Source organism: Pseudoalteromonas sp. SR43-5 (genome assembly GCF_014163835.1).
GTDB lineage: Bacteria > Pseudomonadota > Gammaproteobacteria > Enterobacterales > Alteromonadaceae > Pseudoalteromonas > Pseudoalteromonas distincta.
In genome coordinates this window covers 69,498-88,819 of the sequence record NZ_JACJEA010000019.1, presented here as the reverse complement: position 1 = coordinate 88,819, position 19,322 = coordinate 69,498, and the positions used below count along the sequence as shown (strand labels likewise).

At 38.8% G+C, this 19,322-nt stretch carries 22 protein-coding genes; 18 read left to right on the top strand and 4 right to left on the bottom strand.

Annotated features, from left to right (window positions below):
- Positions 1 to 10: 10 nt before the first annotated feature.
- Complete coding sequence (locus tag H5090_RS12800) at positions 11 to 664, bottom strand: endonuclease (RefSeq protein ID WP_149603346.1); 654 nt, start codon at positions 662 to 664, stop codon at positions 11 to 13.
- A 231-nt stretch (positions 665 to 895) separates the two neighbouring features.
- Between H5090_RS12800 and H5090_RS12795 the strand changes: the two genes are divergently transcribed.
- Both H5090_RS12795 and H5090_RS12790 read left to right on the top strand, forming a co-directional pair.
- Positions 896 to 1,864, top strand: a complete 969-nt coding sequence (locus H5090_RS12795; RefSeq protein ID WP_182695883.1) for a DnaJ C-terminal domain-containing protein — start codon at positions 896 to 898, stop codon at positions 1,862 to 1,864.
- Positions 1,864 to 2,184, top strand: a complete 321-nt coding sequence (locus H5090_RS12790) for a chaperone modulator CbpM (protein WP_024599636.1) — start codon at positions 1,864 to 1,866, stop codon at positions 2,182 to 2,184. The genes H5090_RS12795 and H5090_RS12790 overlap by 1 nt, the downstream gene beginning before the upstream one ends.
- 62 nt (positions 2,185 to 2,246) lie before the next feature.
- Here H5090_RS12790 and H5090_RS12785 read toward each other — a convergent pair whose 3' ends face one another.
- On the bottom strand, positions 2,247 to 2,972 hold the full coding sequence (locus H5090_RS12785) for a hypothetical protein (RefSeq protein WP_182695882.1): 726 nt from the start codon (positions 2,970 to 2,972) through the stop codon (positions 2,247 to 2,249).
- Positions 2,973 to 3,285: 313 nt separating this feature from the next.
- Between H5090_RS12785 and H5090_RS12780 the strand changes: the two genes are divergently transcribed.
- Positions 3,286 to 3,666, top strand: a complete 381-nt coding sequence (locus tag H5090_RS12780; protein WP_024595094.1) for a hypothetical protein — start codon at positions 3,286 to 3,288, stop codon at positions 3,664 to 3,666.
- On the opposite strand, the gene H5090_RS12775 is transcribed toward H5090_RS12780, so the two are convergent.
- Positions 3,667 to 4,107, bottom strand: a complete 441-nt coding sequence (locus tag H5090_RS12775) for a PaaI family thioesterase (protein ID WP_149603343.1) — start codon at positions 4,105 to 4,107, stop codon at positions 3,667 to 3,669.
- Positions 4,108 to 4,274: 167 nt separating this feature from the next.
- Here H5090_RS12775 and lexA point away from each other — a divergent pair, with 167 nt between their 5' ends.
- The 5 genes from lexA to H5090_RS12750 all read left to right on the top strand — a co-directional run bounded on the left by lexA (position 4,275) and on the right by H5090_RS12750 (position 9,552).
- Complete coding sequence (gene lexA, locus H5090_RS12770) at positions 4,275 to 4,892, top strand: transcriptional repressor LexA (RefSeq protein ID WP_024595093.1); 618 nt, start codon at positions 4,275 to 4,277, stop codon at positions 4,890 to 4,892.
- Between the two features lie 484 nt (positions 4,893 to 5,376).
- Entirely contained in the window at positions 5,377 to 6,519 is a 1,143-nt protein-coding gene (gene coxB, locus H5090_RS12765) for a cytochrome c oxidase subunit II (RefSeq protein WP_039489140.1), read from the top strand.
- Positions 6,519 to 8,111: a cytochrome c oxidase subunit I gene (gene ctaD / locus H5090_RS12760; protein WP_002959615.1), complete on the top strand. Its 1,593-nt coding sequence runs from the start codon at positions 6,519 to 6,521 to the stop codon at positions 8,109 to 8,111. Before coxB ends, ctaD begins: the two co-directional genes overlap by 1 nt.
- Positions 8,111 to 8,641 (top strand): cytochrome c oxidase assembly protein, encoded by a 531-nt coding sequence (locus H5090_RS12755; protein WP_182695881.1) that lies wholly within the window; start codon positions 8,111 to 8,113, stop codon positions 8,639 to 8,641. The genes ctaD and H5090_RS12755 overlap by 1 nt, the downstream gene beginning before the upstream one ends.
- A gap of 35 nt (positions 8,642 to 8,676) precedes the next feature.
- Positions 8,677 to 9,552: a cytochrome c oxidase subunit 3 gene (locus H5090_RS12750; RefSeq protein ID WP_002959610.1), complete on the top strand. Its 876-nt coding sequence runs from the start codon at positions 8,677 to 8,679 to the stop codon at positions 9,550 to 9,552.
- Here the strand turns inward: H5090_RS12750 and H5090_RS21030 are convergent.
- The gene (locus tag H5090_RS21030) at positions 9,455 to 9,763 is read right to left on the bottom strand and encodes a DUF2909 domain-containing protein (RefSeq protein ID WP_182693455.1); all 309 of its coding nucleotides are present in this window, start codon (positions 9,761 to 9,763) and stop codon (positions 9,455 to 9,457) included. The genes H5090_RS12750 and H5090_RS21030 overlap by 98 nt on opposite strands.
- Positions 9,764 to 9,777: 14 nt before the next feature.
- On the opposite strand from H5090_RS21030, the gene H5090_RS12740 reads away from it, so the two are divergent.
- The 10 genes from H5090_RS12740 (at position 9,778) to H5090_RS12695 (ending at position 19,306) form a co-directional block, all read left to right on the top strand.
- Positions 9,778 to 10,518: an SURF1 family protein gene (locus H5090_RS12740; protein ID WP_182695880.1), complete on the top strand. Its 741-nt coding sequence runs from the start codon at positions 9,778 to 9,780 to the stop codon at positions 10,516 to 10,518.
- Positions 10,508 to 11,002, top strand: coding sequence for a hypothetical protein (locus H5090_RS12735; protein WP_002959602.1), 495 nt, complete (start codon positions 10,508 to 10,510; stop codon positions 11,000 to 11,002). Before H5090_RS12740 ends, H5090_RS12735 begins: the two co-directional genes overlap by 11 nt.
- 28 nt (positions 11,003 to 11,030) lie before the next feature.
- Positions 11,031 to 12,020, top strand: a complete 990-nt coding sequence (locus tag H5090_RS12730; RefSeq protein WP_182695879.1) for a heme A synthase — start codon at positions 11,031 to 11,033, stop codon at positions 12,018 to 12,020.
- Positions 12,021 to 12,032: 12 nt separating this feature from the next.
- A complete protein-coding gene (cyoE, locus tag H5090_RS12725) occupies positions 12,033 to 12,962 on the top strand; it encodes a heme o synthase (protein ID WP_182695878.1) in 930 nt (309 codons plus the stop codon).
- The gene (locus tag H5090_RS12720) at positions 12,959 to 13,576 is read left to right on the top strand and encodes an SCO family protein (protein WP_182695877.1); all 618 of its coding nucleotides are present in this window, start codon (positions 12,959 to 12,961) and stop codon (positions 13,574 to 13,576) included. Before cyoE ends, H5090_RS12720 begins: the two co-directional genes overlap by 4 nt.
- A 151-nt stretch (positions 13,577 to 13,727) precedes the next feature.
- Complete coding sequence (locus tag H5090_RS12715) at positions 13,728 to 14,000, top strand: STAS domain-containing protein (RefSeq protein WP_002959595.1); 273 nt, start codon at positions 13,728 to 13,730, stop codon at positions 13,998 to 14,000.
- Positions 14,001 to 14,008: 8 nt separating this feature from the next.
- Positions 14,009 to 14,371, top strand: coding sequence for a response regulator (locus H5090_RS12710; RefSeq protein ID WP_007584956.1), 363 nt, complete (start codon positions 14,009 to 14,011; stop codon positions 14,369 to 14,371).
- A gap of 10 nt (positions 14,372 to 14,381) precedes the next feature.
- Entirely contained in the window at positions 14,382 to 16,472 is a 2,091-nt protein-coding gene (locus H5090_RS12705; RefSeq protein WP_182695876.1) for a chemotaxis protein CheA, read from the top strand.
- Positions 16,469 to 16,954, top strand: coding sequence for a chemotaxis protein CheW (locus H5090_RS12700; protein ID WP_182695875.1), 486 nt, complete (start codon positions 16,469 to 16,471; stop codon positions 16,952 to 16,954). Before H5090_RS12705 ends, H5090_RS12700 begins: the two co-directional genes overlap by 4 nt.
- Positions 16,955 to 16,999: 45 nt before the next feature.
- The gene (locus H5090_RS12695; RefSeq protein WP_182695874.1) at positions 17,000 to 19,306 is read left to right on the top strand and encodes a methyl-accepting chemotaxis protein; all 2,307 of its coding nucleotides are present in this window, start codon (positions 17,000 to 17,002) and stop codon (positions 19,304 to 19,306) included.
- The last annotated feature ends 16 nt before the right edge of the window (positions 19,307 to 19,322 follow it).

Below are 19,322 nucleotides of genomic sequence, written 5' to 3'. Positions count from 1 at the left end.
GTGTTAAAGCTTAGAGCTTGCTCGCACTACTTGTATCTGCGAATGCTTGCTTTTGCCATGCATTAAATAACTTTTGCTGTTTATCAGAGATTTTTAAACCGTATGTTTTTTGCATGTAAGCGTAGGTGTCAGCTATACGTTTTCGTGCATAAACAGGCGGTTCAACTACACGTTGCTTAAAGTTTACTTTTACTTCGCAACGACCATATTGTGTGGCGTTTTCGCTAAGCATACCAAAACGATAATTAGAGCGATCGGCATTAATTTCGCCAATAGCTGGCGCTAAGTTATTTATATCAGCTTCCATTTTTCTAAATTTAGCACTTACTTTACGGCAGTTTTTACGCCCGCCATCTTGCCAGCATTGTAGTTGGTGACCAAATTCCCACGCCGGAACAATGTGCTCCCACTCAATGCGTAGTGCTCGCACATTTACTTTACCTGAGCGGGTAAGGGTATTTCGAGGAATGTAACCACAGTTAGACGGGTCAGGAACGAGTTTTTTGCCTTCTTTTTTAATATCACAGCCGCAGTAAATGCTTTTGGCGTTGTCAGGTAGGGTTTTAATTAAATGTCTTTTAGCCGTTGAAAAACGGGTAAATTGTTCGGCTGATACCGAAACGCACACACAACAAGCCAATAAGGCCAGAATAAATCGAGTCATATCCATCACAAATGTGAACTACAGGAATAGGCAGTTTAAAGCCTTGAAGATAAAAGATAAAGTTAACTTAAGGCCTACGCTTATATTAATAAAAAGTGCCTGATTAATTTTTTACTCAAAGTTATTTTCACTATTCATTTATTTCTCACTATTTATCGTATTTTAACCACACAAGGTTACCCGTTAAGGAGTATGCTTAAAGCTTACTCAATATGAGGATTTGGATTGCAAATGAAATTTGTTGATTATTATGCAGTGCTTGGAATATCGCCTGATGCAGATGATAAAGCGGTTAAAGTAGCTTATAAAAAGTTAGCCAGAAAATATCACCCAGATGTAAGCAAAGAGCCTCAAGCAGAAGATAAGTTTAAAGAAATAGCAGAAGCTTACGAAGTCATCCATAACAAAGAAGAACGGGTAAAATACGACGAGTTACGTCGTCACCAACAAAATCGTGCTCGTCAACAGCAAGGCCATTATGGTGGTAACAATGCCTCTTCGCAAAGTAATTATCAGCAAAGCGATCCTCAAACCGACCAAGAGTTTTCTGACTTTATTAATTCAATGTTTGGCGGAGCTGGTGGATTCGATCGTTCCGGGCAGAGCAGAAGTAACGCCGCTCGCGCGCAAAAAGGACAAGATGTGGAAATAGAGTTCCCAATTTTTCTTGAAGAGACTTTAGTTGATACCGTTAAGCCTGTTGAGTTTATGTTACCGCAGCGAGACAGCAGTGGCCGTGTCACTGAAATTAAAAAATCACTTAAAGTGAAAATTCCTGCAGGCTCAGTAAATGGCGAGCGAATTCGACTAAAAGGGCAAGGCGGATTAGGGTCAGCTAATGGGCAAAATGGCGACTTGTATTTACAAATTAGTTTAGTGCTTCACCCATTATTTGATGTTGAGGGTCATAACCTAAATATAGTTGTCCCTCTTGCACCATGGGAAGCGGCTCTTGGTACAAAGCTAAATTTACCTACGTTGACAGGAAACATCCAATTAACTATTCCTTCTAATAGTCAGTCTGGTCAACGCTTGCGTATTAAAGGTAAGGGATTAATGAGTAAAAAAGCTAAAGGTGATTTATTTGCTGTGCTTAAAATTGTTAATCCAACATCTGTTGATGATGCCAGTAAAAAACTGTGGGAAGAATTAGCCAAAAAAGCTCACTTTGATCCCCGTAATAACTGGAGCAAGCCATAATGCAAATTATCGTGACACAAAAAGACGATTTACTTACTAGCAAAGAGCTATGTTTGAGCAGTGATATTAGCGAAGCAATTTTATATGAGCTAGTTGAGCATAATATTGCGGTTCCAATTGAGGGGGATCATGTTACGCAGTGGCAATTTACGGTATCTGCAGTGACCTTAGTTAAAAAAGCGGCCCGTATCCAACATGACTTTTCGTTAGATTGGTCGGCAATAGCTTTAGTTTTACAATTGCTGGATGAGCGTGATGAGTTGATTTTCGAAAACGAAATGTTAAAGCGACATTTGAGTCGATTTAAGCACTTGGAATAAAATAAGCCCTAGGCTTATTTACTCTTTGATAAGTGGGCGCTAGCTCTCAAAAACCAATATGACTACTTTGATTTATTCTTATTTTTAATTCGGATAAATCGTTTTAGTCGTATATTTTGTATAAGTAGTAATATTCCACTTAAACAAAAAAGTACACTGGTTGCTGAAAAGCTAATAAGCAGTGGATTATTAAAATTCTCTCGCTCATCGTAATCCATAATATGTAACATCCAAAAAAAGTCGAAAATTCGCCATAGCGTGCTGCGAACGGTAACAACTTTGCCGTTATTTTCTGACAAGTACAGTGTTGTGTTAAATGTGTCGTCAAATTGGACCTGCCAAACATTGGTTTTATATCCGACTTCCCGCGTACCTTGCTTTAGTAGTACAGCGCTTGTTACTTGAGCGTCAATAAGTAAGTGTGCTTTAGCATTTGCGGTAATTTGTATTTTAGTTGGCGGTTCAAATGGTCGGCCTGTTATTCCATTGAAGCTTTGCTGCTCGTTATTACTAAAGACAGTAATAAGTGGTGTAGTTAAGAAGTTCTCAAAAATTATTTGTGTTGGATTAACCACCTGAGAGGCAATATCGTCAAGGGAGGCAACATAATCAGCCTGCGTAAATGGGTTATTAAGAGTACGTGTTGCAAGATGCTCCCCATGAACTTTATCAAGAGGGATTGCACTCATAATTAAACCACCTAGTAACCATGCTAAAATTTGTAGTGCTAATAAATATCCTAACCATTTATGGAACTTGCGAGCATGTTTAAATATTTTTTTATTCATGTTTTAGTCTTATTATTTTTAGAGGCTAGTTTATTACATTAATGGGATAAGTTACTGCGACATTTTGTCGCAGTTTAAACTATAGCTTACTGTAATCATTTAAAAATAAAAAAGATTACACTTAAATTCCTAACATGACTTATCTGTTTAATTGAGCTGGATGTTTGATATCCAGCTAGCTTTAAATGCTAAAAAATACTTAAAAGCTGCGAAATATCCATATAAAGTGGTTATTAGGGCATAGTTGATTTGGTATAACGGTAAAACTGCGTTAAAGTTTGCAATGAAATTATTAGAGGATAAATACGAAACGATGTCGGAAATTCAATTTTTAAATGTAGATCTTGAGCTTGAATCAAAGCAAGATATTAGTTTGCTAGTGGCGGACTTGAAAAAAGTCGCGACGATTTTACATTATGACAAAGACGAATACCGTCAACTAGCGCGTATTGAAGCTACAGGTGAGGTGAGCACACCTGATAAAGCCATAAACCATATATGTGAGCTTATTGAATCGTGTTCGCGTAACGCGCTAAAGCAATGGTTAAGCTGTTCACGTAGAACGTTTGATATTGGTTTTGAATCAGGGACTTCTCCTAAGTGCTTTAATCAAGCCTTAGATGCAGATACATTATTGCGTATATCTGCGATTGGTGCGGGTATGGAAATTACCATTTACCCAATCGAAAAGTAACTATCTTCGCTCTACGACTGCTGCGGTCATTTTTGATACGCAGCACAGCTCATTGCGGCTATTTGTAATTTTTATTTCCCACACTGAACTACGTTTGCCAATATGAAACGCTCTTGCCGTTGCTGTTAAAGTGCCGTTGCGAGATGCTTTTAAATGACTTGCGCTAATCTCCTGTCCTACACAGTAAAATTTAGTAAAATCGACAACAAAGTTAGCGGCATAGCTGGCAACTGTTTCGGCAAGTACAACGTTAGCACCGCCGTGAACCATCCCCATTGGGTTATGATGCTCAGGAATTGCCGGCATTGTGGCAACCAAATAATCATCGCCAATTTCTGTGACTTCTATCCCCATAGTTTTCATTAATGTTCCTTGGCCATTAATGCCTTGTTCTAACTGCTTGCACAGCTCTAAGGTGATGGGCTGGTACCAAATACTCATAATGTCTCCTTTGCATTTTTAATCATTTATAAACTTAGCTTTAGTTATATCCCTAAAATGTACACAAGTGAAATTACTTTAGCTATTTTAAGGCTTAATTTAAATTTGCGATTTTTATTTAACTGTATATACTCACAGTTAAATGTACTGTATGGAAAACCAGTTGTATGCGACCATTAACGAACCGCCAAGCTCAAATACTCGAACTAATTAAAGTTTTTATTAAAGACACTGGTATGCCTCCTACACGTGCTGAAATAGCGCAAACATTAGGTTTTAAAAGTGCCAATGCTGCTGAAGAACATTTAAAAGCACTTGCTAAAAAAGGCGCAATTAAAATGAAACCAGGTGCAAGCCGTGGTATTCAATTAATTGAAGAAGAAGAGCCAGAACAATTAGGTTTACCGCTTATAGGGCGTGTTGCTGCTGGTTCACCTATTTTGGCGCAAGAGCACGTTGAAAGTCACTGCAAAATCGATCCATTAATGTTTAAACCGGCTGCAGATTTTTTACTACGCGTTAACGGTATGAGCATGAAAGATATTGGTATTATGGATGGTGATTTACTTGCTGTACATCGTACTCAAACCGCTGAAAATGGACAAGTTGTTGTTGCTCGCCTAGACGAAGACGTAACTGTAAAACGTCTTGAGAAAGCGGGTCGTAAAGTATTACTTCATGCTGAAAACGACGATTTTGACTCTATTGAAGTAGATCTTGAGAATGAGTCTTTTAATATTGAAGGCTTAGCCGTTGGCGTTATAAGAAACGCTGATTGGATGTGACTATTAAAAATAGCTTTTAAACAAGCAGTTTTATAAATGCGTACTAATTAGTACGCATTTTTGTTTTAAAATTTGTACTAAAAAAAGGGCGTAAACAGCCCACTGACTATTTAAGCTGTAAACTTTTTTGCACTTATATTTTCCCCCTCCGAATGCGTTAAACCCCTTTGTTTTGCTCATATTTTGAACTTCCTGTTGCCCAGTTGATTACCGATTTTTTATTAATTATTCAATATCACCTGATTGTTTTTTATACTAAAACTTGCTTGTTGTTCGTTTTTTAGCTAATTGTTAATGTGCTGAGCTAATAATAACTCACAGCTTTTTAGTTTTGAGAACACACAATATACACAAACTCGTTGTTGGCGCAGCAAAACCAATCAATATTAAATAAGATTGGCTAAAAAAATAAAAATAACGAATTGGCGTTTAAGCCGTATGCCTCTTCGCTTTGCATTCGCAATAGCATCAAAGGAGCCGTCACATGGGTAAACTGACCTCTACCTTGTGGCTTATATTATGTGTTTTTTCGCACCCAGTTTTGGCTAACAGCCAATACAATATGCGCAAAGGCGTAACCGATATAAGCAATAATGTATATCAGCTGCACATGACCATATTTATAATATGTTGTGTGATTGGGGTGATAGTGTTCGCAATTATGTTTTGGGCACTTATTCATCACCGTAAATCTAAAGGGGCTGTACCTGCCCAATTTCACGAAAGCACTAAAGTAGAAATACTTTGGACTGCAATTCCGTTTGTTATTTTAATTGCTATGGCAGTACCAGCCACTAAAACCCTAATTGCAATGGAAGATGCCAGCAAAGCTGATCTCACTATTAAAATTACGGGTTCGCAATGGAAATGGCATTATGAATATATGGGTGAAGATGTAGAGTTCTACTCTATTTTATCTACCCCGCAAGATGAAATCGCGAATCTTGCAGATAAAAATCCTAACTACTTACTTGAGGTTGATAAGCCTCTTGTACTGCCAATAAATCAAAAAGTACGATTTTTAATGACTTCTGACGATGTTATTCACTCTTGGTGGGTACCTGATTTTGCAGTTAAAAAAGATGCTAACCCCGGCTTTATAAACGAAACATGGACGAACATAAACGAAGAAGGTACTTACCGAGGCCAATGTGCTGAGTTGTGTGGTAAAGACCATGGCTTTATGCCCGTTGTGGTGGTCGCTAAATCTGAGGCTGATTTTAAAACATGGCTTGCAGATGCAAAGCAGGCTAAACAAAAAGCAGCATTAGCAGATGCCGCATTACTTGATAAAACCCTCCCAAAAGAAGAATTAATGACTTTAGGCGAACAAGTATATATGGCTAATTGTGCTGCATGTCATCAACCTACTGGCATGGGGTTACCGGGCGTATTTCCTGCACTTAAAGGCAGCCCGATAGTGCTTGGCGATATAAAAGATCACATTGATGTAGTTATCCATGGACGACCCGGTACGGCAATGCAAGCTTTTGCCAAGCAGTTATCTATAAAGCAATTAGCTGCGGTTATTACTTATAAACGTAATGCGTGGGGTAATGATACGGGTGATGTTATTCAACCGAGTCAAATACAGACAGCACTTGATGCCAAAGTGGAGGCGAACTAATGAGTAGCATAGTAGAACAACCTAACGCCAATGAAGCTCATCATGCTCATCACCCAGCTAAAGGTTTTAAACGCTGGCTTTACACAACTAATCATAAAGATATAGGTAGTTTATATTTAATTTTTTCGCTGACCATGTTCTTAATTGGTGGCGCAATGGCCATGGTGATCAGAGCTGAATTATTTCAACCAGGTTTACAGTTGGTCGACCCTCACTTTTTTAATCAAATGACCACAGTGCATGGTTTAATTATGGTGTTTGGTGCGGTTATGCCCGCCTTTACAGGCCTTGCTAACTGGATGATACCACTCATGATTGGCGCGCCAGATATGGCATTGCCAAGAATGAATAACTGGAGCTTTTGGATTTTACCGTTTGCGTTTTTAATCCTATTGGCATCGTTATTTATGCCTGGTGGGGGGCCTGCATTTGGTTGGACTTTTTATGCACCACTGTCCACAACATACAGTAATGATAATACTGCATTGTTTGTATTTGCCGTACATATTATGGGAATTAGCTCAATAATGGGCGCAATCAATGTGATTGTAACCATAGTGAACTTACGTGCCCCAGGCATGACATGGATGAAGTTGCCCTTATTTGTATGGACGTGGTTAATTACTGCCTTTTTATTAATAGCCGTAATGCCAGTGCTTGCAGGGGCTGTCACTATGGTACTTACCGATAAGTATTTTGCGACCAGCTTTTTTGATGCCGCAGGCGGTGGCGACCCGGTGATGTTCCAACACATTTTTTGGTTTTTTGGTCACCCCGAAGTATACATTATGATTCTTCCTGCCTTTGGCATTATATCTACAATAGTACCTACCTTTTCTCGTAAAAAACTTTTTGGCTATGCCTCAATGGTATACGCCACATCCTCCATAGCACTATTGAGCTTTATTGTATGGGCTCATCATATGTTTACCACTGGGATGCCGGTCGCTGGCGAGTTGTTTTTTATGTACGCGACCATGCTTATATCGGTACCTACAGGAGTAAAAGTATTTAATTGGGTTGCCACAATGTGGAAAGGCTCAATAACTTTTGAAGTGCCAATGCTTTTTAGTATTGCGTTTATTGTGCTGTTTACCTTGGGTGGTTTTTCGGGATTGATGCTGGCAATTACACCTGCTGATTTTCAATATCACGATACTTATTTTGTAGTGGCGCACTTTCATTATGTATTAGTAACAGGGGCTGTATTTTCGATAATGGCGGGGGCTTATTACTGGCTGCCCAAGTGGACGGGCAATATGTTTAATATCACATTGGCTAAATGGCATTTTTGGCTATCGCTGGTGAGCGTGAACGTACTGTTTTTTCCTATGCATTTTGTAGGGCTTGCTGGTATGCCGCGTCGAATTCCCGATTACGCTCTTCAATTTGCCGACTTTAACGCAATCATAAGTATTGGTGGGTTTGCCTTTGGTTTATCGCAATTGTTGTTTGTAGCTGTGGTAATTAAATGCGCGCGTGGCGGTGATAAAGTGCCTGCAAAAGTATGGGAAGGGGCAGAAGGCCTTGAGTGGGAAGTTGACTCTCCAGCGCCATATCATACTTTTTCTACGCCGCCGGTTATTAAGTAATGACACACGCACCGCTACTCAAACGTTTGGTACTTATTTGCATAGGCATGTTTGCCTTTGCCTTTGCTTTAGTACCTTTGTATGACGTGTTTTGTGATGTAACAGGGCTTAATGGAAAGCCTTCGCTTGAGCAAGCAGAGCAAAGTACACAAATAGTACAAAACCGAGAAGTTGGCGTTAGCTTTACTAGTCACGCACAAAGTGGTGCACCGTTTGAAGTTAAATCAAAAGAATACAGTGTAGTGGTAAAACCCGGTGCAATGCGTGAAGTAATGTTTAGTGCTAAAAATAACAGCAATCTAGATAAAGTAATGCAGGCTGTACCATCAGTCTCACCAGGTAAAGCGGCAAAGTATTTACATAAAATAGCCTGTTTTTGCTTTGATCAGCAACCTCTAAAAGCAGGGGAAGAGCTTGAATTTAAATTACTTTTTTATGTTGATACCGCATTGCCAAGCGACATTGAAGAATTAACTTTATCTTATACCGTATTTGATATTAGTGAACAGCTGGTGGCAAGTAATAACTAGCTTTTTAAACTAGTGTGAAACTAGGAGTAAATAAAATGAATCAAGAATATGAGCATTATTACGTACCTGAGCAAAGTCCGTGGCCTATTGTAGGTGCTGTTGCATTGTTTTTTATTGCAGTAGGGGCAGGCTTAACAGTTATGAGTGTAGGTAAAGAAGGTGGTAGCGGGGTTTATCTGCTTTATGCCGGTATTGCTGTACTTGTGTATATGTTGTTTAGCTGGTTTAAAAATGTAATTAGTGAATCGGACCAAGGTTTGTACTCAGCACAAATGGATCGCTCTTTTAGACAAGGTATGAGCTGGTTTATTTTTTCTGAAGTTATGTTTTTTATGGCCTTTTTTGGTGCGCTTTTTTATGCACGGGTATTGTCGGTACCTTGGCTTGGAGGTGCAGGCAATAATGCAATGACTAACGAGGTTTTATGGCCTACTTTTGAAGCCGTTTGGCCGCTAGTTTCAACACCTGCTGGCGAAACTACTCAAGCTATGGGCTGGCAAGGCTTACCACTTATAAATACCTTAATACTGCTTACTTCCTCAGTTACTTTACATTTTGCCCACGTAGCGATGGAAAACAATAAACGTACTCCACTTAAGGTTTTTTTAGGCGCTACTATTTTACTGGGTGTTTGCTTTTTAGGGCTGCAAGTTGAGGAGTACATGCATGCATATAATGACCTTAATCTAACGCTAGATGCGGGTATTTACGGTAATACGTTCTTTTTATTGACTGGTTTTCATGGCATGCATGTAACGCTAGGAACCGTACTTTTATTTGTAATATTTTTACGGATATTAAAAGGGCACTTTACTAAAGATAAGCACTTTGCTTTTCAAGCAGCTGCTTGGTATTGGCACTTTGTTGATGTGGTGTGGCTGTGTTTGTTTGTATTTGTATATGTGCTGTAGCGTTTATTGGCGAATTATTCGCTTTAATAAAACCAAGTTTAAGCGCTGCAATAACAACAATTAAAACAACGAACGAAAACAATACGCGACGACCTAAAAAGTGAGACATAGGTCGTCCCCCTGTTTTCCCTGACACCATAATAAACAATGCTCTAAATAAGTTAAAAAGTATAAATATTAACAACAGTACGATAATAATTTTAATAATCACTGAGTTGACCCTTTATGCAGTTAGTTTTATGGCACAAACAAAAGCTTAGCTCACTAATCACACTTTGTATGGTTGTGGTTGTTGTACTTGTGTGTGTGCGATTGGGGTTTTGGCAGTTGGAGCGAGGTGAGCAAAAGCAGCAACAACTAACCGCCATTGCTAAGCAACAGACTCGTGGTGTGATGAGCTGGTCTCAATTACTTAACTTGCCTGATAGCTGGAACAAAACAGGTGTATTGGTTGAGTTAAAAGGGCGGTTTGTACAAAACCAATATTGGCTTTTAGATAATCAAGTTTATAACGGACAAGTAGGGTACGACCTACTTGCTTTACTAAAGCCAGATAGCGAAGAAAAAGTGATTTTAGTTAATTTAGGATGGGTAAAAGCGCCTATATCTAGAGATACACTGCCAAAGGTTGCTCTGCCTACAGGTGTTTTTATTCTTAAAGCGCAAATAAAAGAAAATAACTTAAGTAGCTTTACGCTTGAAGATAAAACTACAAATAACGACTTACCTACAAGAATCCAATCTATCGACTTGAATATGCTGAGCACCCAAAGCCAGCAATCATTAATTAATTTTATGGCTTACAGACAAGGTACTGGTGATGAGATTGCAACACCTCATTATGAGGCCGTTGTTATGAGCCCTCAAAAGCATAATGCCTACGCTGTGCAATGGTTTTTAATTGCTGTTGCATGTGCTGTTGTGGCTATTTTTGCGAGTAAAAAAAGGACACATAATGAAAAATAATCCCCTTTTGTTGTTTGTGGGCTGCTGCGCAATCCCATTGGTTTTGGCATATGGCGCTTTAAAGTTTGATTGGTTGCCTACTGCAATTACTAATAATGGTGAGTTTTTAAGCCAAGAAATAAAACTTAAAAATTGGCCGCAAAATAATCCCAAACAATGGACTATCGCACTTAATTATTCAAACGAATGTAACACCCCATGCAGCGAACAGCTCAATGCACTTAATAACTTATATGTGGCACTTGGTAAAAACCAAGGCAAGGTTGATATGGCTGTAATGGGAAGCCCCGACAATAAAAATCTACCATGGAAAATTATTACCGAACAACAGAGTTTAAATCCTGCAAGTTTATATTTAATTGATCATATGGGGTTAGTGGTACTTGAGTATCCCTTTAAGGTCGAGCCACAAGAAAACCGTTTAGTACAAAAAGGGTTATTAAAAGATCTAAAAAAATTACTTAACTATTCTCGTTCTAGCTAATTAAGTTGAGCTTAAGTTGGAGTATCTGATGTATAAAAATTATAAAAACTTAGTATTAATAACAGGATTACTCGCTTTGATTGTAGTTGCTTTAGGTGCGTACACCCGCTTAAGTGATGCAGGATTAGGGTGCCCCGATTGGCCTGGTTGTTATGGCTTTTTAACGGTACCTAAGCATGAGGCTGACATAGCCTTAGCAGCTCAAAGCTACCCCGATATGATGTTCGAAACCGCAAAAGCGTGGAAAGAAATGATTCATCGCTACTTTGCAGGTGCTTTAGGTTTACTTATTTTAGGTTTATTTGTGTTGGCTTTTTTAAAGCGCCAATATCCAACTACGCCAGTTAAATTGCCTTTGGCTTTACTTCTACTCGTGGTGTTTCAGGCTGCCCTTGGTATGTGGACAGTAACCATGAACCTTCAGCCGCTTATTGTAATGGGGCACTTATTAGGTGGCTTTAGTATTTTGTCACTTATAACGCTTTTATATTTACGGCTAACCGCAAAACCTATTATGGGTGGTGATAGCGGCGCAAAACGCTATTTTGGTTTAAGTTTAGTAGCGCTCAGTGTATTGATTATCCAAATTGCACTTGGTGGTTGGCTGGCTGCAAATTACGCCGCTCCTCATTGTAGTGGTTTGCCATTGTGTAATTACGCACAACCGTTTTCATTGAGTAGCGTATTTCAATTACCACTTGAGCACAGTAATTATGAATTTGGTGTGTTATCGCAGCAAGCGCGTATGTCTATTCATTTATTACACCGCATTTGGGCACTGGTTACTTGCATCGTTCTGGCGCTAATTATGTGGAAAATATACAGCCAAGCGTACTCTAAAAAAATTAAAAATTGCGTGGTGAGCGTATTGCTTACCCTGCTTTGCCAAATTAGCTTAGGGCTTATTTTAGTACATTGGCATATTCCGTTGGGAGTTGCACTGGCGCATAACTTGATGGCTGCCATACTATTATTAAGCTTGGTTAGGTTGTGTTATTACCTAAAATCACGCACATAAAGGGGAAGTATAATGGCACTTATAATTGATAAAAAAATACTGCTACTCGTTAATACTCAATCGCTAATTCCGCGTACTCATAATTTGCTGCAAGACTACTTAGCAATTAGTAAATTTAAAGTGGTAGCCATGCTGGTACTAACAGCTTGGGTTGGTTTAGCGCTGGCTCCTGATGTAGGGCGCGGTATGGCTGTACAGTTTATTAGCTTGTTAGGTATAGGGCTACTTTCTGCTGCTGCAGCGGTTATTAATCATGTGGTTGATAGTGAGATAGACTCAAAAATGGCAAGGACTCGTCATCGTCCTGTGGCTAAAGGGCGTTTAAGTAAAATACATGCGCTTAGTTTTGCAGCTGTTATTGGGGTTGCGGGTTTTATTATGCTAATGGTGTGGGCTAATACCTTAACCGCTATATTAACGTTATTTGCATTGGTAGGTTATGCATTTGTTTATACATCATTTTTAAAGCGTGCTACACCGCAAAATATTGTTATAGGTGGGTTGGCTGGCGCAATGCCTCCATTATTAGGTTGGGTGTCAGAAACAAACCAAATGGCAGCAGCCCCTTGGTTACTTGTAATGATAATATTTACCTGGACCCCACCACACTTTTGGGCGCTGGCTATAGCACGAAAAAGTGATTACGAACGCGCTAAAATTCCTATGTTACCAGTAACCCATGGAATCGACTTTTGTAAAACGTGTGTCGTTGCCTACTCTGTTTTACTCGCTGTAGTTTGCGTATTACCTTATTTAATTGGTATGTCTGGATTAATATATTTAATAGGTGCGTGTGTATTAAATGCAGTGTTTATATATAAAGCCGTCAAATTAAAAATTGCTGGAAATGATGAGACTGCAATGGACTTATTTCGTTTTTCGATTATTCATTTAATGGTACTCTTTGTAATCTTATTTATAGATAAATGGCTCCCTTTATGAAGCAGTTATGGCTTGGATTAATTGTTGTTTTAGTTTTGTTTTTATCAGCATGTTCAAATGAAAATAGTCCACCAGATGTAGATGCATTAGTTTACGAAAATGCAAAGCCATTGTCTGATTTTACGCTAAACGATCAGCGCGGCGAATTAGTGACTAAGCAACAATTTTTAGGACAGTGGAATTTAGTATTTTTAGGCTACACAAGCTGCCCAGATATTTGTCCATTAACACTTGCTAAGTTAAATGCTGTTTATAAAAACTTACAAGCAGATTATCCGCTGCAAATTTGGTTTTTATCGGTTGATCCAAAACGCGATACACCAGCTAAACGAAAGCAATATATAGATTACTTTAATTCTGACTTTTTAGCTGTATCAGGGGAGCATAAACACCTTTTTCCTGTTGTTAGAGAGCTTGGTTTAATTTACGCGATTAGCGATAGTAGTGAATCAGAATATGCAGTTGATCATAGTGCTTCGGTCGCTATGGTTGATCAAAATGGAGCGGTTAGAGCTATTTTTAAACCAGAATTCAAACAAGGTAGTGTGCCATTAATTAATGCGACGACTTTAACGAAAGAGTTTAAAAAAATAGCCGATTACTACAAAAACTAGTTTTTACTTTTTACCAATTTGAAAGGAGCTTTAGGCTCCTTTTTTTGTATTTTAACGACAGGTTAAATTTAATTAAGCATTTTATGGCAATTTTAATAACTAGGGCTAAGCTTTTGTTATGAATTGAATTGACAGGGAATGCACCTACTAAATGCTAAAACTTCCAAGCGAACTTGCTATTACGCAAGTTGAAACACTACATCAAGATTTACTGCACGAACTCAATAGCAACGATGATATCTGTCTTGATATTAACGATGTGATTTCTGCTGATACTGCCTCAATTCAACTTTTATGCGCCTTACAAAAACACCTACTTACTATACAGCACAAAATAATATGGGTAGGCAGTAGCGAGGCCTTAACGCATACAATTAATAAACTTGGCTTAAGCCAATACTTAACAACCGAAAGTAAAAGTTAGGGGTATATATGAAAAGAATTTTAGCGGTTGATGACTCAGCATCGATGCGTCAAATGGTGAGCTTTACATTAAAAACCGCAGGGTTTGATGTAACCGAAGCTAAAGATGGCAGTGAAGCTCTCGCTATTGCCAAGCAGCAAGACTTTGATGCCGTGATCTCAGATGTAAACATGCCAATAATGGATGGAATTACATTAATACGAGAGCTGCGTACTTTACCGAGTTATAAATTTACACCATTACTAATGCTTACTACAGAGTCGGGCTTAGAAAAAAAGATAGAGGGTAAAGCTGCTGGTGCAACAGGCTGGATTGTAAAACCATTTAATCCCGATCAGCTACTAGCGGTAATTAAAAAAGTTATTCGCTAAGGAGCGCAGTGTGAGTATAGATTTAAGTCAATTTTTTGAAGTTTTCTTTGAAGAGAGTTTTGAAGGCCTAGATACCATGGAGGCTGAGCTATTAAACTTAGTGCCAGGTGAGGAAGATTTAGAAACTATCAACACTATTTTTAGAGCTGCTCACTCGATAAAAGGAGGCAGTGGGACATTTGGTTTTAGCTCCGTTGCTGACTTTACTCATGTACTTGAAACATTACTAGATCAAATTCGCCAAGGTGAACGAGAGCTTAGTACCGAGCATGTTAATTTATTACTCAAAGCTGTGGATTGCTTACGCGCTTTACTTGCTGCACTTCAAGGTGAACAAGAGCCAGATTTAACCGAAGCAGATTTGTTAAAAGTACAATTTGAACATGTACTTGGAATGAAAAATGAAACACATGAGAATAAACCTCAAAGCTGTGAAGAGCAAACAAGTAGTAATACCTATCAAATAGACTTTAAACCTCATCATCATTTATTTAAAACAGGAAACGAGCCACTGTATATGATCAGTGAGCTTGAAGAGCTAGGTGAGTTAGAAACCACAGTATTTTACGATGAAGTTCCAGAAATCACCGATTTAAGTAGTGATGAATGTTTTTTACATTGGCGCTTTTTTTTAAGCACTAGCCATGATGAAAAAGCCATAAAAGAAGTGTTTGAATGGGTTGAAGACGATGCCGATATAAAAGTTGAATTATGTGGCGGCTTATTTGGCAATGATGAGCCAATACAACCTAATCAAGATGAGATATCTAAAGCTGTTGAGCTTGAAACATCCGATTTAATAAAAGTAGCTGAGCTACCTAGTAAGCCAAAGCAACCCGTTGCTAATAAAGATAAAAAACCTGCAAGTACACCAGAGTCTACCTCCATTCGAGTTGGTATTGATAAAGTTGATTCGTTAATAAATATGGTAGGTGAACTTGTTATTACACAAGCCATGCTAAATCAACTCAGCGAACAAGAAATCACACCAGCCACAATCACTTTACTACAAGAAGGCTTAGCACAACTTGCACATAATACGCGTGATTTACAAGAAAATGTGATGCGTATTCGTATGCTCCCAATTAATTTTGTATTTAGTCGTTTTCCTCGATTAGTGCGAGATATAGCGCAAAAGCTAAATAAGCAGGTTGAGCTAAAGCTGATCGGAGAGCAAACCGAGCTTGATAAAACAGTAATGGAAAAAATATCTGACCCTATGGTGCATTTAGTAAGGAACTCACTTGATCATGGGTTAGAGACTGTTGAGCAAAGACTGGCGGCAGGTAAAGATCCCGTTGGCACAGTAACCTTAAATGCATTTCATCAGGGTGGAAACATCGTTATTGAAATAATGGATGATGGGCAAGGGTTAAATACAAAAAAAATAAAAGAAAAAGCCATCGCTAACGAATTAATCTCAGCTGATAACCATCTCAGTGACGATGAAATAAATGAGCTTATTTTTATGCCCGGCTTTTCGACATTGGATGAGGTAAGTGACTTATCTGGTCGTGGAGTTGGGATGGATGTTGTTAAGCGAAATATCCAATCATTAAATGGCTCAGTGGAAGTAACCTCAGCGCCCGGTGTTGGTTCTACGTTTACTATTAGATTACCCCTTACTCTCGCTATTTTAGATGGGCAATTAGTTAAGGTGGCTCAGCATACTTATATTATTCCGCTCATTTCTATTGTGGAGTCACTGCAAATTGATATTGCAAAAGTGAGTCGAGTGGGTAAAAGCCTTGATGTATTGAGGCTTCGAGACGAATACATTCCTATATTAAGACTCTACGATATTTTTAATCATAAAAATGCTATTGAATCACTCGATAAAACGCTGCTTGTTGTTGTAGAAACAGATAACCAAAAGGTGGGTTTATTAGTTGATGATTTACTGTCTCAACAGCAGGTTGTTATTAAAAGTTTAGAGGCAAACTACCATAAAGTGGATGGCGTATCGGGTGCTACCATTTTAGGAGATGGGCGTGTATCGCTGATTGTGGACATTAGCGGCTTAATAAAGCTCTCAGGCTTAAAAAAGCCAGGTAGCCAAGAACTAACTATTGAAACGCAAGCCACTTTGGAGGCGTTATGAGCTCAGATCAAAGCCAGTTAAGTAACCAATTAAATCTTCAGCAACAGCAAGGTGTAAAACAGTTTTTAACTTTTATTATGGCTGATGAAGAATATGGCGTTGATATTTTAACAGTACAAGAAATTCGCAGTTGGGAAGAAATTACAGTACTGCCCAATGCACCTGAATTTGTAAAAGGCGTTATTAATTTACGCGGAACAATAGTGCCAATTATTGATTTACGGTTGCGTTTTGGATTACCAAGTGTCGACTATGGACCATTAACGGTGGTTATCGTTGTCAAAATAGAATTTGAACTAGGTAGAAAAATTATAGGTGTTGCTGTTGATGCCGTCTCTGATGTTTACAGTATTGCGGAGCAAGATGCGAAAGCGGTTCCTAGTTTGTCTGAATCGAGTAATTGTGAATATGTAGCTGGGTTGGTGAATGTTGGTGAAAAAATGGTAGCGCTAATTGACCTGCAAAAAACAATGAATATTTAGCAAATAGAAACTAAATGAATAATAAACTTAAAGGTGGTGATGAGCATGGGATGGTTTAGTAATCCAAAGCAGTCAAAATCAAGTAATGATTTAATTGTAGACGCATTGAATAAATCATTAGCAGTGATTGAATTTGAACCTAACGGAAAAATAATTACTGCAAATATGAATTTTCTAAACGCGATGGGCTATCGTCTTGAGGAGGTTCAAGGTCAGCATCACTCGATGTTTGTTGACCCAGATGAAGCTCAGGGCAACGATTATAAAAACTTTTGGCAACGCCTGCGTAATGGCGAGTTTATCTCAGATGAGTTTAAGCGTAATGCTAAAGGTGGAACTGAGGTATGGATCCAAGCAACTTATAACCCAATTGTTGATGAGCAAGGGCAAGTATTAAAAGTAGTTAAGTTTGCCACCGACGTGACTGAGCAAAAGTTAATAACAGCAGAAGCTTCAGGGCAAATTAGTGCTATAAGTAAATCTCAAGCGGTTATCGAATTTAATTTAGATGGCACTATTATTGATGCCAATGCTAACTTTTTAAATGCGCTTGGCTATCAACTTAGCGAGATTAAAGGCCAGCACCATAGGCTTTTTATTGATCCCGAACATGCAAATAGTATCGAATATAAAGAATTTTGGGCCAAACTAGGTCGCGGTGAATTTGATTCAGGGGAATATTTAAGAATAGGAAAGCAGGGTCAGGAGGTTTGGATTCAAGCATCTTATAATCCAATTTATGATATGAACGGCAAGCCGTTTAAAGTGATTAAATATGCATCTGATATTACTGAACAAAAAGAGCTTGAAAAGGCATCTCGCAAAGCAGCCGATTTAGCAAATGCGCTTAAAGTTTGCCAAGCAAACGTAATGATTGCTGATGAAAACCTTAAAATAGTATTTGTGAACGACCGTGTTCAGCAAATGCTAAAAGTCCGCGAAAAAGAATTACAAACCGTATTGCCAAGCTTTTCTGTTGATAATTTAATTGGCACCTGTGTTGATGATTTTCATAAGCACCCTAATCATCAACGTGATTTATTAAAAAACCTAGATAAGCCTTATAAAGCCGAGCTACTGTTAGCAGGTGTCACTTTTACCTTGATTGCTTCACCTTGGATCAGTCAAGACGGAAAGCATTTAGGCACCATTGTTGAGTGGGAAGATAGAACCAATGAAGTTGCGCTTGAAAAAGAAATCGCTGAGCTTATTGGTGCTGCAGGTAATGGCGAATTAGATACAAGAGTTGCGGAAGATGGGAAGGAAGGGTTCTTTTTACGTTTGGCTCAAGGATTAAATAGCTTAGTTAAAATAGTTGATGATGCCGTTGCCGACACTGGCAATATGCTCGATGCGATGGCAAGTGGTGATTTATCAAAACGTATTGAAAAAGAATACAAAGGTTCATTTGATAAACTTAAACGCGACGCAAATGCTACGGCAGATAAATTAACAGAAGTGATTAATCGCATAAATTCATCGGCAACGTTAGTAGCCAGTGGTGCAGAAGAAATTTCTCAAGGTAATGCTGATTTAAGCCAACGTACAGAAGAGCAAGCCTCGTCACTTGAAGAAACAGCTTCAAGTATGGAGGAAATGACCAGTACCGTTCGTCAAAATGCTGATAACGCAAAAGTAGCAAACGACTTGGCAGAAGAAACCTGTGAAAAAGCGATTCAAGGTGGTGAAGTTGTTAATAGAGCAGTTACGAGCATGTCGGCAATTAATGAGTCGAGCAAAAAAATTGCAGATATTATCGGTGTAATAGACGAAATCGCGTTTCAAACGAATTTATTAGCGCTTAATGCCGCTGTAGAGGCAGCAAGAGCGGGTGAGCAAGGTCGAGGCTTTGCGGTTGTTGCAGGTGAGGTTCGTAATTTAGCGCAGCGCTCTGCGGGCGCAGCGAAAGAAATTAAAGAGTTAATACGAGATAGTGTAGGCAAAGTAGCTGATGGCTCTCAATTAGTTAATGAGTCGGGCGCTACACTTAAAGAGATTGTTGTGTCGGTGCAAAGAGTGACGCAAATGATTTCTGATATTACGGAGGCATCTGAAGAACAAAGTGCGGGTATTGAGCAAGTTAACAAAGCTATTTCTCAAATGGACGAAATGACGCAACAAAATGCCGCTCTAGTAGAGCAAGCCTCTGCTGCTGGTGAGTCTATGGCTGAGCAAGCTAATGAGATGCGCCGATTACTTAACTTTTTCTCAGTAGATCAGCAAGAGATGACAATGATGTCATCAACTATGCGAACCCCTGAACTATCTCATAAGCCGCAAAGTCGTTTTGTGAGTAATAAGCCAAGGGGCGATAACTTTGTAGACTCAGCTGATGAGTGGGAAGAGTTTTAATATTTAGCCTTTTTAT